The sequence below is a fragment of the Candidatus Korarchaeota archaeon NZ13-K genome (assembly GCA_003344655.1).
Classification (GTDB): Archaea; Korarchaeota; Korarchaeia; order Korarchaeales; family Korarchaeaceae; genus Korarchaeum.
Genome location: MAIU01000025.1, coordinates 1 through 12470, shown reverse-complemented (window position 1 = coordinate 12470; position 12470 = coordinate 1). Strand labels below are relative to the sequence as shown.

The window sequence follows — 12470 nt, the reverse complement described above, 5'->3', positions numbered from 1 at the left end:
CCCCCGGAAAGGGGTGGCCAGCCGAAGCTCTTCCCACGACCCTCAGCTCGACCGGATTGTCCTCATCGGCCCAGAATGTGTCCTCAGCCCTCACGGCGTAGCCGTCAAGCATAGCCCTGTCGAACTCAGGCACATCCACGCTCGAGACGATGTCCTCGGCCAGGATCCTGCCCAGAGCATCCCAGATTGCTATCCTCTCCAGCCTCCTGGGCCTCTCATACCTCATGATGAGCTCCTTAACCTCATCTAGTCCCTTCAGATGCCTGAAAACCTTCCTCAAATGTCCAACCACCTCCTGTGAACTATAACATCTACGTACTCCCCTTCCTCGTATCCCTCAACCTCCTCTGGCACTATGAGGAAACCATCAGATCTCACGAGCGAGCTCACTATGCCGGCGCCGCCTATCCTCACGGGCAGGGCCCTGTACTCGCCCCCCTCCCTCATCAACTTCACCCTGACGTAATGCCTGACCCCTGGTGAGGAGGGGACCCTCTTGGATAGCCTGGCCCTCACGCTGGTTCTAACCGGATGCCCCTCTATTCCGGAGAGTTTCTGCAGGATTGGCAGGAGGACCTCCATCGTGGCGATCATGGCGGAGACGGGATAGCCCGGTAGTCCCACTAGGATCTTTCCGTTGACGATGGCGAGCGATGTGGGTCTTCCAGGCATCATACTAAGACCTCTGACTAGGATACTTCCCCCCATAAGCTCTATGGCATCCTTCAGATAATCCCTCTCCCCCACGCTGCTTCCGGCTATCGTGACGATGATGTCGCAGTCGCTGCAGGAGGAGAGGCGATCCCTCAGGGAGTATACGTCGTCCCTGCAGATCCCCAGGTACCTGACATCGGCAAGTTCCTCTATGAGAGCCCTCACCCCTAGGACGTTCGAGTTCACGACGCTGCCCCTCCTCAGCTCTGATCCTAACTCCACGAGTTCGTTCCCGATCGCTATCAGGCAGACCATGGGCCTCCGGATCACGCTAACCTCCGTCACGTTGAGCGAGGCCAGAGCCAGGAGCTCGAAAGGTCCCACCTGAGTGCCCTTCCTGAGAACCAGGTCCCCAGCCCTGAGGTCACTTCCGGCTCTATCGACATTGGCCCCGGGTGCCACCTGCTTCAGGATCTCCACGTGATCCCCCAGCCTCCTACTGTGCTCCAGCGGGACGACAGCATCAGCCCCCTTGGGCAGGGGCGCCCCGGTGGACACCTCGACGGCCTCCATGGCCGATATCTCCCCCTCGAACTCCTCTCCCGGGAAGGAAGTGCCCCTGATCTTCAGGACCACCGGGTTGTCTTGGGAGGCCCCGAAGGTGTCCTCAGCCCTCACGGCGTATCCGTCGAAGGCCACCCTGTCGTACGGGGGGATGTCCATCGGGGAGATCACATCCTCAGCGAGAACACGTCCTAAGGCCTCATCGGTGCTCACCCTCTCGCTCGGTAGTGGCTCTATGTACCTGTAAACTATGCTCAAGGCGTCCTCGACCCTCCTTAACTCCTTGAACAGCCTGCTCATCGCGATCGGATGCCTCCTGAATTTTTAAATAATAGCCCGGGTCGTCCCGATGCCAGCGGACAAACTTTTTATTGTGATGGTGCCCAACCCCTCCCCAACATGCGCGTAATACTGATGGGGCTTGGGGTGGTTGGCAAGGCGTTTTTACGCATGCTGATCGAGAAGGCCCCGGAGCTCAGGTCGAAGTACGGGCTCAATCCAACACTAGTTGCGGTCTCCGACTCTAGATCCTCCGTTTACAGCGAGATTGGTCTTGATCCAAAGCTCATATTGGATCAAAAGAATGAGCGGGGATCCCTGGCTGGCCTGGAGGGGGAGACCGATCTCAGGGGGGCCGACCTGGTGAGGGAGGTCGAGGCTGAGGTCCTGATAGAGATGACCCCATCGAACTTCAGGGATGGAGAGCCCGGCCTCTCTCACATAAAGGCAGCTCTCAACACCGGGAAGCATGTGATAACAGCCAATAAAGGACCTCTTGCTCTAGAAATGCCTGCCCTGGTGGAGATGTTCCGTGAGAGCGGTTTGATGTTGCTCTTCAGTGGGACGGTCGGTGGGGGAACGCCCTTCGTGAGATTCGTGAGGAGATGCTTGGTTGGGGAGAGGATCCTGGCCATAAGGGGTGTGCTCAATGGGACGACAAACTACATATTGACGATGATGGAATCAGGCATCCCGTTCAGCGAGGCTCTTGCAGAGGCACAGAGGCTAGGATATGCCGAGGCTGATCCCTCAAACGATATAGATGGCTGGGATTCAGCAGCCAAGCTCGTCATACTGTCTAACTTGGCGATGGAGTCCGATGCGACCCTAAGGGACGTCGAGGTCGCGGGCATAAGAGGGGTTGAGGTGGGGAGGGAGCTCCTGTCCCAGGGGAAGACCGTGAGGCTGATAGCAAGCGCGGATGGGTCCGGACTGAGGGTGAGACCCGAGGTGATCGATAGGAAGGATCCCCTAGCCGTCTCAGGTGCCTTGAATGCGGTCTCGTTCTTCGCAGAGCACACCGGAAGGCACACTCTTGTCGGAAAGGGGGCCGGCGGTGAGGAGACAGCGGCGGCCATCGTGAGGGACTTGGTGGAGCTCAAGATGAGCCTGAGTGGGGCGGGACAATGCTGGTGATGAAGTTCGGGGGATCAATACTCAACGGTTCAAGTGATTTCATCGAGATATGCGATTATATAGCGGAAATCGGTGAGAAGGGTGATAAGATAATAGTGATCTCAGCGATGAAGGGTGTCACGGATTCTCTACTGAAGCTCTCCAGCTTAGCTGCCTCTGGAGACGAGATCGGCTCGAGCAGGCTGCTGATGGACTTGGAGGAGAGGCACCTCAGGGTCTGCGAGGAGCTAGGGCTGGCATGCGAGGACGTGAGGAGGGAATTCGAGAAGCTCGAGAGGGTGATCAGGGGCATCACCTACCTCGGGGAGCTGACCCCGAGGGTCAGGGACCTGGTGGCCTCGTTCGGTGAGAACTTCAGTGGTAGGATACTATCGAGTCTCCTGAGGAGCAGAGGGATAAACTCCAGGTTCATGACCGGAGGTGAGGCGGGCATAATCACGGATGATCTATACGGGAATGCAAATCCGCTTCTCAGGGCGACCAGGGTCTATCTGAGGACGAGGCTCCTGCCAGTACTTGAGGACACGCTGCCTGTTATAGCCGGGTTCTCTGGGATGACGAGGGACGGGAAGGTCACCACGATGGGAAGGGGAGGCAGCGATCTGACCGCAGTGCTCGTGGGCTCCGCTCTGAATGCGGAGGAGGTCCTGCTCTGGACGGACGTGGATGGTTTCATGACGGCCGACCCTAGGATAGTGAGGGATGCCAGGCTCCTAAGAAGGGTCTCATACATGGAAGCGATAGAGATGGCTCATTTCGGAGCAAAGAGAATGAATCCAAGATTCATTGAACCCGCGATGCTGACGAACACCCCAATCAGGGTCAGGAACTTCAGGAACAGGGCTTGCGAGGGCACCCTGATATCAAAGGAGGGGGGAACCGGGAACGTCGTCAGGGCCGTGGGCATGAGGAAGGGGGTGTCGATACTCACTGTGAGGAGCGCGGGCATGGTGGGTAGGCCCGGAAGCGCTTATACGCTCCTTAAGGAGCTCTCCGAGAGATCCATGAACGTGCAGATGATATCACAATCCATCTCGGAGTCCGATATATCCCTGGTCCTCGATGGCAGGGCGGCGGAGAAGGCCAGAGGAGTTATAGAGGCGAAGTTGCTCGGGAACACGTTCAGGGAGGTGACCTTGGATAGGGGATGTGCCGCGGTGGCTGTGATAGGATCGGGCATGAGGGGAACGCCTGGAGTGGCCGCTAGGGTATTCAGAGCGGTCGCTGAGAGGGGGATAAACGTGAAGATGATAGCGCAGGGATCCTCGGAGCTGAGCATATCCTTCGTGGTCAGCGGGGAGGATGGGGAGGAGGCCGTCAGGTCCCTGCACGAGGAGTTCGAGTTGAGTAGGGTAGAGGGTTAAGGTTAAATTTCTCACGACCAACATGAGCATCCGGCCCCGGTAGCTCAGAAGGCAGAGCGGCCGCCTTGTAAGCGGCAGGTCGGGGGTTCGAGACCCCCCCGGGGCTTCACCGCCTCCCCGAATTCATGAAAGGGCTCAAAAGATTTCCGCTATGCCCCTTGAGAATAGAAACTCTTGCTGATTTGATTGGGACTCGCGTGAGAAACTTGAGCGCGCCGCTGGTGCGTCCATCGGCTGCGCTGAAAGCCCTCCAGCTCCGCAATTCATCTCTTGATTCCAAGGTTCTCTCCGATGGTGCCCCACAACCTCAGGTAGTTCTTGGGGGCAAGCCTCGAGGAGAGCTGCTCTACACCCGCCACAACACCAAGCTCCCTCTCCAGCCCATGAACCTCCATCTTATTGACGAAAACAGAACCACCGGCCTCCTTGACGAGCAGAAGGCCGGCCGCTACATCAACCGCCCTCAGATCCTCCTTCAGACTCACCAAGGCATCTATCTTCCCCTCAGCTACTAGGGCTAATCCTAGAGCGACGGATCCATAATCCCTCCTGGCTATCTGTTTGAACCCCAAGTTCCTGAGGGGATCCGGCTCCTGACAGGGGGCGTATATGACGGGGGTCCCCCTGAATTCCCTAACGGATATCTTGGTACCATTCTTATGAGCTCCCCTACCCTCCTCCGCATAGAAGAGGTTTCCTGAGAAGAGATCGAGTATGACGGCCATGGAGAGGTCCCTGAGGGATCTAGATCTGGAGTATGCTATGGAGACGCAGGAGAATGGTATTCCCCTATCGGCGTTGGAGCTGCCATCCACGGGATCTATCAATATGAGCCCCTCCTCCTCCCCCTCTATGAACCCGTTCTCCTCGCTCACTATGCTCGGCCTCTTGGACCCGGATGCCCATTCCTCTATCTCGAGCCTGGCGGCCTCGTCAACGGCCCTCACGGTGTCCCCTCCCTCGCTGGAGTATTCGAACTCGACGTCGCATCCCAGGTACTCGGAAACCCTCTCCTTTATCCTGAGGGAGAGCTCTATAAGTTCAATCAGAGTGACCATCCTCGATCCCTCTTATCCGCCCTCTCCGAGATGCTATCTTCATACTTTCACCGCACTTTTGGCAGAAAGACTTCCCATCTCGGGGTCCATCGATTGGCCTCAGGGGGAACGGGCTCCCCACATCCTCATGGTGACGGCAGCATCATAGTTTGTGTCCCCGCCCGAGGCTCCAGCCCTTTCGATTTTGAATCAAACCTTAGCCAGTTCTCATAAGCCCTAGCGTCGCTCTCCTTCAATCTGCTCAGGACGAGCTCCCTTATCTCGGAGGAATCCACAAGGTCCCTGCTCCTGAACGCATCCTCAACCTCGCTCGCTATCCTATCGGCCAGCCCGACGGAGGATCCGGACTTCACCAGAGCGGCCACGATCTTCATCTTGGAGAAGTCCTCCTCCCTACCGTCCCTCTTCCTCACCCTCATATGGTCACCCGGTCTTGGGGGGGTGGTATGCGAAAAACTTTTCTCAGAAGGGGCGGGCGAGGGGAGTGGAGAACCATGGAAGTGGCAGTGAGGGTGACCAGGGTCTCCGGCGAGAGGTTCATAGAGCCGGACGATCCCCTGCCGGAGAACCTCCAGATATCTGTTAGCATGAACATAGGTAAGATCGAGAGGCATGAGAACTCGGCCAGGGGGAAGTTCGTGATAGATGTGAGCTACATGCCCTCCATAGCCAGGATCACCGTGGAGGGCAGGGTGATGGCTAGGGGCACCCCTAACGAGATTGACGCGTTGATCTCGGATCTAAGGGATGGTAGGATCCCGACACCGATAGTTCAAAGCGTTTATACGATCGGAACGAGCGAGGTGGTGCTGATCTGCCGCTCGATAGGCGTCCCCCCTCCTCTACCCCCGATCCCCCAACCCGGCGTGAGGTCGAACGAGAGGGAGGGCATGAGCTACTCGATATGACCCCAAATGGTCCCGAAACCTAGGAGGTCAAAGAGATGTTGGGGAGCTGAGCCCATCCCGGCTCACGCAGCGGGACTCCCCCCACTTATCTCGGGCATTATGAGGACCTCATCTTGGGGTGAGACCAGAGCATCTAGCCCCCCCTTGGACTCAGCCGAGACCCCGTTGATGAGCACTATCATCTTCAGCTTCTTCCCATCGGTTATGAGCTCCGTGACCTCCTTGGGGAGCCTCTCCAGAAGATCCCTCAGCCTGACCTCACCAAGATCCAGCTCCACCTCCCCTCCCATTATCTCCTTGGGCTTCCCCAGGAACCTCACCCTCATGTCCTTCCCCTTCACTCAGCCAGTTTAACAACCTTCTCCAGCTCTGGGATGATCCAATCCAGCCCCAGCTTCCTCAAGGTGCTCTTCCTCGGGATCCCGTTCTGATCCCATCCTCTGTTCTCGTAGTACCAGCTGAGCATCCTCTCGTAATCTTCCCTGCTGAGCTTGCTCCCAGCGAGAGGACCCTTCGTCTGGGGCTCCTCGAACCACTTGGCCGGAGGGGTGTCAAGCGACCTGCCCCAACCACCCTTCTCCCTCACCCAGAAGGCCCTGATCAGTGTGTATATCCTGTTCGCTACCATGTGAAGGTCGTCCCAGCTGTAGTCCAGCCCGGTGGCTGCCTTGAGGAACTTGGGATACCACTCCAGGTCGTAGCCCACCTCCACCCAAGGCAGCCTGCACGCTGCTGCGCTCTCGAAGAATCCTCCCCTCACGTTCTGCATCCATATGAGCTTCCTCACCCTCTCCTCACTGACGACACCCCTGCCCTCCCTTATCTCGTAGGATATGAACCAGGCATCCTTGTGGTGGGCCCCTATTGGGCTGGTCCCGTAGGCCAGGGCCATCCCTATGTAGGCGTGACAGTCATAGGCGCTTATCTCGAGGCCCTTGACGTGCATGGCGAACCTCTCAGATCCCTTTCCTATGCGCTGCGATGCTTGGGCCACTCCCTCAGCGAGCAGGGATCCGAATCCCTCCCTGCTCACCACCCTCCTGGCGAGCTCCAGGAAGGCCTGTCCATCCCCCCAATCCAGCCTCATCCCCACCTCCTCCGGGGTAACTAAGCCCCTCTTCATCGCCTCCGTCGTGAAGGCCAGGACGCTTCCGAGGCTTATCGTATCCACCCCACTCTCATCGGCCACCAGGTTCAGGGTCAGGGCCCAGTTCATGTTGTCTATCCCCAGATTTGGTCCCAGCATTGCTATGTTCTCATAATCGACCTCAGTGTCCCTCCCCTTGTACGGTCCCTCCTTTATCTCATTTATGTTCCCGCATGGCATGTTGCAGTTCGGGCACCCCTTCTGACCTATCTTGTATACCTTCTCCATGGCGTTCCCTCCCACCTTGTCGTATCCATCGAAGACGCCCTCGCTCATGTTGTAGGTTGGTAGCGCGGCATTCGCGTTGGCCCACTCCACCGTGGCCATCGTGCCCTGTCTCACCCAGAAGTCATAATTCTCCTTAGACTTTATGTCCCTGAAGGAATCGGCGCCCAGCCTAGCGACCTCCTTGGGATCCGCCAGTGGGATCTCCTTACTTCCCTTCACCACGATGGCCTTCAAGTTCTTCGAGCCCATCACGGCCCCCATGCCAGGTCTGCCACCGGCCCTCCCCTTCTCAGATGTTATCACCGCGAATTTTACGAGTCTCTCCCCTGCCGGGCCTATGGTGAGGATCCCCGAGCTCTTCCCATACTGTCTCTCAAGCTCCTCCTGTGCCTTATAGGTGTCCAGTCCCCAGAGGTCCCTGGCATCCCTTATCTCCACTTTCTCATTCTCTATCACAACCATGGATGGCTTTTCAGCCTTACCAGAGATTATGACAGCATCATAACCAGCTTTCTTCACCTGAACGGAGGCCCTAGTACCTATGTTGCCGTCACCGTATCCGCCAGTCAGCGGGGACTTGGCGGCCACGACAAGCTTCCCGCTGCTGGGCATGCTTATCCCAGTCAGGGGCCCGGTGGCCAATATGAGCAGGTTTTCGGGGGAGAGGGGGTCAACCCCCCGAGGAAGCTCATCCCAAAGAGCCTTTACTGCGAAGCCCCTACCTCCGAGGAAATCTACCGCGACCTTCGGGTCCAGGTCCTGGACGACGGACTTGCCCCTGCTTAGATCTATCCTCAATACCTTCCCGGTCCAGCCACCCCTCATGAGAGCACCCGAGCGCGCGGGGCACCAAAAGTTAAAAGCTTAATCAGCGGCCATCTTGCGGTGAGGGTCGAGGGAATAGGCAGGGTGAGGGCATCCATAGGGACCCTCTCGAGAGCGGGATCTCTCAAGCGGCTCAGGGTCGAGGAGCAGCCTAGGACAGCTTACCTCCTGATAGCTGGGAGGTGCGAGGGTGGGTGTCTCTTCTGCCCCCAGTGGCTGGGCGGCGAGAGGATCTCTAGGGTGGCTTGGCCCGAGACGGATCTTAGCGTCATCTTGGGGGCTCAGCGGGAATTTGAGAGGGTTTGCGTGCAATCAGTCCTCAGGAGGATGTTCTGGAGGGACCTGATAGAGGTGGCATCACTTTTCGAGGTGCCGGTATCCATAGCGACTAACCCGGTCGGGGAGCGGGAGCTGCTGGAGATGAGGAGGGTGTCCCAGATGCTGGGAATAGGCCTGGATGCCATGTCCGAGCGAGTGTTCAGGGATGTCAGAAAGCCAGGCTCCTTCGATTACTACCTGAGGTTCCTCGAGAAATCCATCGATGTTTACGGTAGGGGGAATGTATATGTTCACCTTATCGCCGGACTTGGGGAGACGCCCGAGGAGGCCCTCAGGATGATATCCCACGTCTATGAGAGGGGAGGCGAGGTCGCCCTATTCGCATTCACCCCAGTCCCCGGGACCCCCCTCCAGAACAGGGGGAGGCCCCCGATCGAGTACTACAGGTTCCTTCAGGTGGTCGTCCACCTGATGAGAAACGGCCTGCCATTGAGGGAGATGAGGCGCATGGATCCAGATGACTACAAGGAGGCCTTCCTGACATCAGGCTGTCCCGGCTGCAACAGGCCCTTCTACAACGAGAGCCCAGCGGGTGAGCTCTACAATTTCCCATCGCCCGAGCTGCTCAAGAGGAACTGGGAGAAAGTGAGGGAGGAGGCGGAGCGTGCCATCAGATACTTTGGGCTTCTTCCCTAAGGGGATGTTCGCTGAGATCAGCATAACCGGGAGGGCATGCCAGCTGAACTGCCCGATGTGCGCGGGGAGGTGGCTGAGGGGGATGATCGGTGTTGGGAGCCCGGAGGAGCTGCTGAGGGTCGGGAGGGCCCTCTGGAGGAGGGGTGTCAGGGGGATCCTCATAAGCGGTGGCTTCACCAGGGAGGGCAGGCTCCCCTTCATGCCCTTCTCTCAAGCGATGATGGAGCTGAAGAGGATCGGCTTCGTGATGAGCATGCACACGGGTCCCTTGGACAGGAGGGAAGCGGAGGTTCTAGGAAGGGTAGGGATAGATGTGGCGGATTACGAGCTGATCCTTGATGAGGGTGCGATAAGGTCATCCAAGGGGCTCAGACTGAGGCCGGAGGACTACATAAGGGGTATGGAGAACCTGCTGATGGAATCGATAGAGGTGGTCCCGCACATCACCCTAGGGCTGCCCGGGTCAGGAGAGGGAGTGAGTGGCTACGCGGATGTCCTCAGGGACCTGGGGATAAGGAGGGCCGTGATACTGGGATTCATCCCCACGGAGGGGACCGAGCTTCGGGGGGAGGAACCGCCGTCCCCGGAGCAGATGAGGCGGGCGGCTGAGATGATAAGCAGGGTTTCTAGGGTGAGCCTCGGCTGCATGAGGGCCCCCTGGCTGAAGCGGGAGTACGATAACGCTCTCCTGGGGATCGTGGATAGGATAGCGAACCCCCATGACTCGCTCAACCTGAGGAGGGTGATGGCCTGCTGCTCCATACCAGATGAGATGCTCGCACTATTCGAGGGCTAGGACGACCCTCAGCAGCATCCTCAGTACGTGGCTCCTCACCCTGCTCGTTAGGCTCCCGGTCGGGTAAAGGGAAACGCCCCTCTTCACGGCTGCATCGTATTCTATTGATAACTCCCTGATCCTCTCCATAAGATCAGAGGTGGGTGATCCCCTCTCTATCCTGAGGATCAATTCCCTATCCAGGGATATCCTGCGAATGGCCAGCTCATGGACATCATCGTCAATCATCCCACGGGCTCTCTTCTCGTTCAGGAGAGCCTCGTATCCGTCTAATGTGGATTCAGCTATCTCCCTCCTGCTCATCCACTCCGTCTCGTAATTCAGGGAGTTCATCCAGTGAACCGTGGTCAGGGCCCTCCTGTAGTCTTCCAGCCCCCTGAACAGTATCCTGTATCCGTGCCCCTCGGGATCGGAGAAGGCCCTGCTCCCGGGATCGACGAAGGGGGCGAGTGGGGAGAGGAAGGAATCGATCCTATCGGAAAGCCCCCTGAGCTTGCTGAAGTAGTCAGCGACCTTGGGGCCGTGGTCCCTCCTCTGGAGGGGAAGGCCCATCATGAAGTAGAGATCCAGCCTGGCGAAATCAAGTTCCTTCGAGTACCTGACCAGCTTCTCGAGTGAGGAGTTCGTGTAAGGTCTTCCGAAGGCCTTTCTCACCTCCTCAAACGGGCTCTCAGGCGATATCTGAAGGTAGACCGTGTGGGAGGCCTCCCTCAGGGCGCTGAGGACCTCCTTGGATGGGGGTGTGAAGAACTCGAAGATGAGCTCGTTATCCAGGTCGAGATCCCTCAGGAGCCTTGAGATCCTCCTCACCCTCTCCACACCCCCTATCCTGAGATCCCCTACGAAGAAGATGGGCATTGAGGACATGCCAGCTATACCCTCGACCTCCTCGGCTATGGCCTCGGGGGACTTCAGGGCGATCCTGCTCCTCATGAAGCACCTCTCATATGCGTACCTCGAGCCCCCGCAGGTGAGGCAGTTGAACGGACACCCCTTGACCGTTATTACGCCGGCTATTGGAGCCTCCTGAAAGGAGGCGAATGGGGATCCGAGCGAGAGGTCCCTCACCCTCCTCATGTTCCTCAGCAGGAACCCGTGATCTATCTGGAACTCATCCAGGGAATCCGGGACCCAGCTGATCGGGTTCTCCCTAACCCTATCGTTCTCCCTCCAGATGACGTTCGGAGCTCTCTCAGGCCCCTCCTCCAGGTACCTGACGAGGGGGATCTCCCCGCTGTCCCCCAGTATTATTGCGTCTATGAACGGGTAGAGCTCCATTATCTCGCGCCTGAACAGGGTGGAAGAAAGACCCCCAAGAACCACCTTGCTGTTCGGGTGGATCCGCTTTATGATCTTGGCTAACTCTATGGCTCCCTGCGCGTGGACCATCCAGTGGAAATCTATGCCGAAGGTATCGGCCTCGATATTCCTCAAGTATCCTTCCACGTCGAAGCTCTCATCCCTCAACATCTTGGCGGCCAGGTTGAAGATGCCAACTTCGAAGCCGCTCCTCTCGAGGTGGGTGGCGAGTGTTAAGAATCCATAAGGTATCATGTCGAAAATCTGGTGGGACGGGATCACCTCGCTGATCATGCAGGCATAAGAGGGAAGCTTCCTGAAGTCGTGCACGCTAGGGGGGTGTATCAGGGCCACGTCGAGCCTCAAGTTTTGACACCGCCTGGAGGGTGATCTTTATTTACTTAACTTTTTCCCATAGGCGGGATGGGCATGGATGAGCTGACAGCGGGCCTGAGGAGACTTCGGCTCTCACTGATAACCCTTCTCCTGTCCCAAACAGCCCTGGCACTTATGGAATCCCATGGAATGCTATTCAGCTATGACGTGAGGATGCCATCCCTGCTGTCATCGACGGCGCTAGCCATTTTAGCCTACACTATTGCCCTAAGGGGACTCACCAACGTATGCAACGCTCTAAGTGGAGCGTTCTGCGTCCTGGGCAGGCTCACGAAGTACCTACTTCCGGTCGCGATCTTCTTCACGGCGGTAGGAGTTTCGTATGCTTATGAGGACCTTCGGAGCCTCGGACTGGATGCCTACTCCCTCTCTGGAAGACCTATACTCCTGCTCGCGGCGATCCTGATGGTCCTGCTGGAGTTGCTGGTCTCATACTCCCTGATGAGGCTTGGATTCTCAGTCGGATCCAGGGCAATTGTGCTGGGCTCCCTCCTGCTGGTGCCGCCCCCCTTCGTGGTCATGGCCGGGTATACAATGCAAGGTTCACTGATCGGAGCATTAGGCTCCCTCGTATCGATGATCTCTCTGACGGCCCTGATCAGAGCGGGAATGGAGGTCGTTGAGGAGGAAGAGGAGATTCCTGAGGGACATGAGGAGCCGGAACAAGCCCCTCCAAGGCCTAGGAAGGTCTTGGAGGAATCACGCGTCATGAGGGGAAGGGTTGAAATGGAAACGCTCGAGGAGGCTCCACCCAAGCCTAGGGAGAGAAAAGCGAGACTTATTGGACCCAACGGTCTCGCCATAGAGCTAGAGCCCGGTGTGAGGGTGGTGGGGAGGAGG

General features: G+C 57.8%; 13 protein-coding genes and 1 tRNA gene. 7 read left to right on the top strand and 7 right to left on the bottom strand.

The features are described from left to right. Positions 1 to 226, bottom strand: a 226-nt coding sequence (locus BA066_04145) for a molybdopterin molybdenumtransferase MoeA (protein ID RDD53503.1), incomplete at its 3' end; no start/stop codon positions are given. 50 nt (positions 227 to 276) lie between these two features. Continuing rightward, positions 277 to 1518, bottom strand: coding sequence for a molybdopterin molybdenumtransferase MoeA (locus BA066_04140; protein RDD53502.1), 1242 nt, complete (start codon positions 1516 to 1518; stop codon positions 277 to 279). A 9-nt stretch (positions 1519 to 1527) separates the two neighbouring features. On the opposite strand from BA066_04140, the gene BA066_04135 reads away from it, so the two are divergent. The 3 genes from BA066_04135 (at position 1528) to BA066_04125 (ending at position 4104) form a co-directional block, all read left to right on the top strand. Further along, entirely contained in the window at positions 1528 to 2634 is a 1107-nt protein-coding gene (locus BA066_04135) for a homoserine dehydrogenase (GenBank protein ID RDD53501.1), read from the top strand. Then, complete coding sequence (locus BA066_04130; protein RDD53500.1) at positions 2625 to 3998, top strand: aspartate kinase, monofunctional class; 1374 nt, start codon at positions 2625 to 2627, stop codon at positions 3996 to 3998. Before BA066_04135 ends, BA066_04130 begins: the two co-directional genes overlap by 10 nt. 33 nt (positions 3999 to 4031) lie before the next feature. Next, positions 4032 to 4104, top strand: a tRNA-Thr gene (locus tag BA066_04125). Between the two features lie 157 nt (positions 4105 to 4261). Here BA066_04125 and BA066_04120 read toward each other — a convergent pair. Then, positions 4262 to 5056 carry a hypothetical protein gene (locus tag BA066_04120; protein RDD53499.1) on the bottom strand — a complete coding sequence of 265 codons (795 nt, stop codon included), beginning with the start codon at positions 5054 to 5056 and terminating at the stop codon, positions 4262 to 4264. Positions 5057 to 5181: 125 nt separating this feature from the next. Continuing rightward, on the bottom strand, positions 5182 to 5670 hold the full coding sequence (locus BA066_04115; protein RDD53498.1) for a hypothetical protein: 489 nt from the start codon (positions 5668 to 5670) through the stop codon (positions 5182 to 5184). Between BA066_04115 and BA066_04110 the strand changes: the two genes are divergently transcribed. Next, positions 5644 to 5964 carry a hypothetical protein gene (locus BA066_04110; GenBank protein RDD53497.1) on the top strand — a complete coding sequence of 107 codons (321 nt, stop codon included), beginning with the start codon at positions 5644 to 5646 and terminating at the stop codon, positions 5962 to 5964. The genes BA066_04115 and BA066_04110 overlap by 27 nt on opposite strands. A 62-nt stretch (positions 5965 to 6026) precedes the next feature. Here the strand turns inward: BA066_04110 and BA066_04105 are convergent, their stop codons facing one another. Both BA066_04105 and BA066_04100 read right to left on the bottom strand, forming a co-directional pair. Then, positions 6027 to 6305, bottom strand: a complete 279-nt coding sequence (locus tag BA066_04105) for a hypothetical protein (protein RDD53496.1) — start codon at positions 6303 to 6305, stop codon at positions 6027 to 6029. Further along, positions 6302 to 8164, bottom strand: a complete 1863-nt coding sequence (locus BA066_04100; protein RDD53495.1) for an aldehyde ferredoxin oxidoreductase — start codon at positions 8162 to 8164, stop codon at positions 6302 to 6304. The genes BA066_04105 and BA066_04100 overlap by 4 nt, the downstream gene beginning before the upstream one ends. Before the next feature lie 60 nt (positions 8165 to 8224). On the opposite strand from BA066_04100, the gene BA066_04095 reads away from it, so the two are divergent. Next, positions 8225 to 9139: a radical SAM protein gene (locus BA066_04095; protein ID RDD53494.1), complete on the top strand. Its 915-nt coding sequence runs from the start codon at positions 8225 to 8227 to the stop codon at positions 9137 to 9139. Continuing rightward, positions 9123 to 9935 carry a radical SAM protein gene (locus tag BA066_04090; GenBank protein ID RDD53493.1) on the top strand — a complete coding sequence of 271 codons (813 nt, stop codon included), beginning with the start codon at positions 9123 to 9125 and terminating at the stop codon, positions 9933 to 9935. Before BA066_04095 ends, BA066_04090 begins: the two co-directional genes overlap by 17 nt. Here BA066_04090 and BA066_04085 read toward each other — a convergent pair. After that, entirely contained in the window at positions 9921 to 11600 is a 1680-nt protein-coding gene (locus BA066_04085; protein RDD53492.1) for a TIGR04190 family B12-binding domain/radical SAM domain protein, read from the bottom strand. The two genes, BA066_04090 and BA066_04085, sit on opposite strands and share 15 nt — an antisense overlap. A gap of 57 nt (positions 11601 to 11657) precedes the next feature. Here BA066_04085 and BA066_04080 point away from each other — a divergent pair. Then, positions 11658 to 12470 (top strand): hypothetical protein (locus BA066_04080; protein RDD53491.1); only part of this gene is annotated, 813 nt, incomplete at its 3' end.

Excerpts from the sequence above, each read along its gene's own strand:
- BA066_04130 (RDD53500.1), top strand. The coding sequence starts at position 2,625 with ATGCTGGTGATGAAGTTCGGGGGATCAATACTCAACGGTTCAAGTGAT.
- BA066_04120 (RDD53499.1), bottom strand. The coding sequence starts at position 5,056 with ATGGTCACTCTGATTGAACTTATAGAGCTCTCCCTCAGGATAAAGGAG.
- BA066_04115 (RDD53498.1), bottom strand. The coding sequence starts at position 5,670 with ATGCCTCTCGATCTTACCTATGTTCATGCTAACAGATATCTGGAGGTT.
- BA066_04100 (RDD53495.1), bottom strand. The coding sequence starts at position 8,164 with ATGAGGGGTGGCTGGACCGGGAAGGTATTGAGGATAGATCTAAGCAGG.
- BA066_04140 (RDD53502.1), bottom strand. The coding sequence starts at position 1,518 with ATGAGCAGGCTGTTCAAGGAGTTAAGGAGGGTCGAGGACGCCTTGAGC.
- BA066_04135 (RDD53501.1), top strand. The coding sequence starts at position 1,528 with ATGCCTCCTGAATTTTTAAATAATAGCCCGGGTCGTCCCGATGCCAGC.
- BA066_04110 (RDD53497.1), top strand. The coding sequence starts at position 5,644 with ATGAACATAGGTAAGATCGAGAGGCATGAGAACTCGGCCAGGGGGAAG.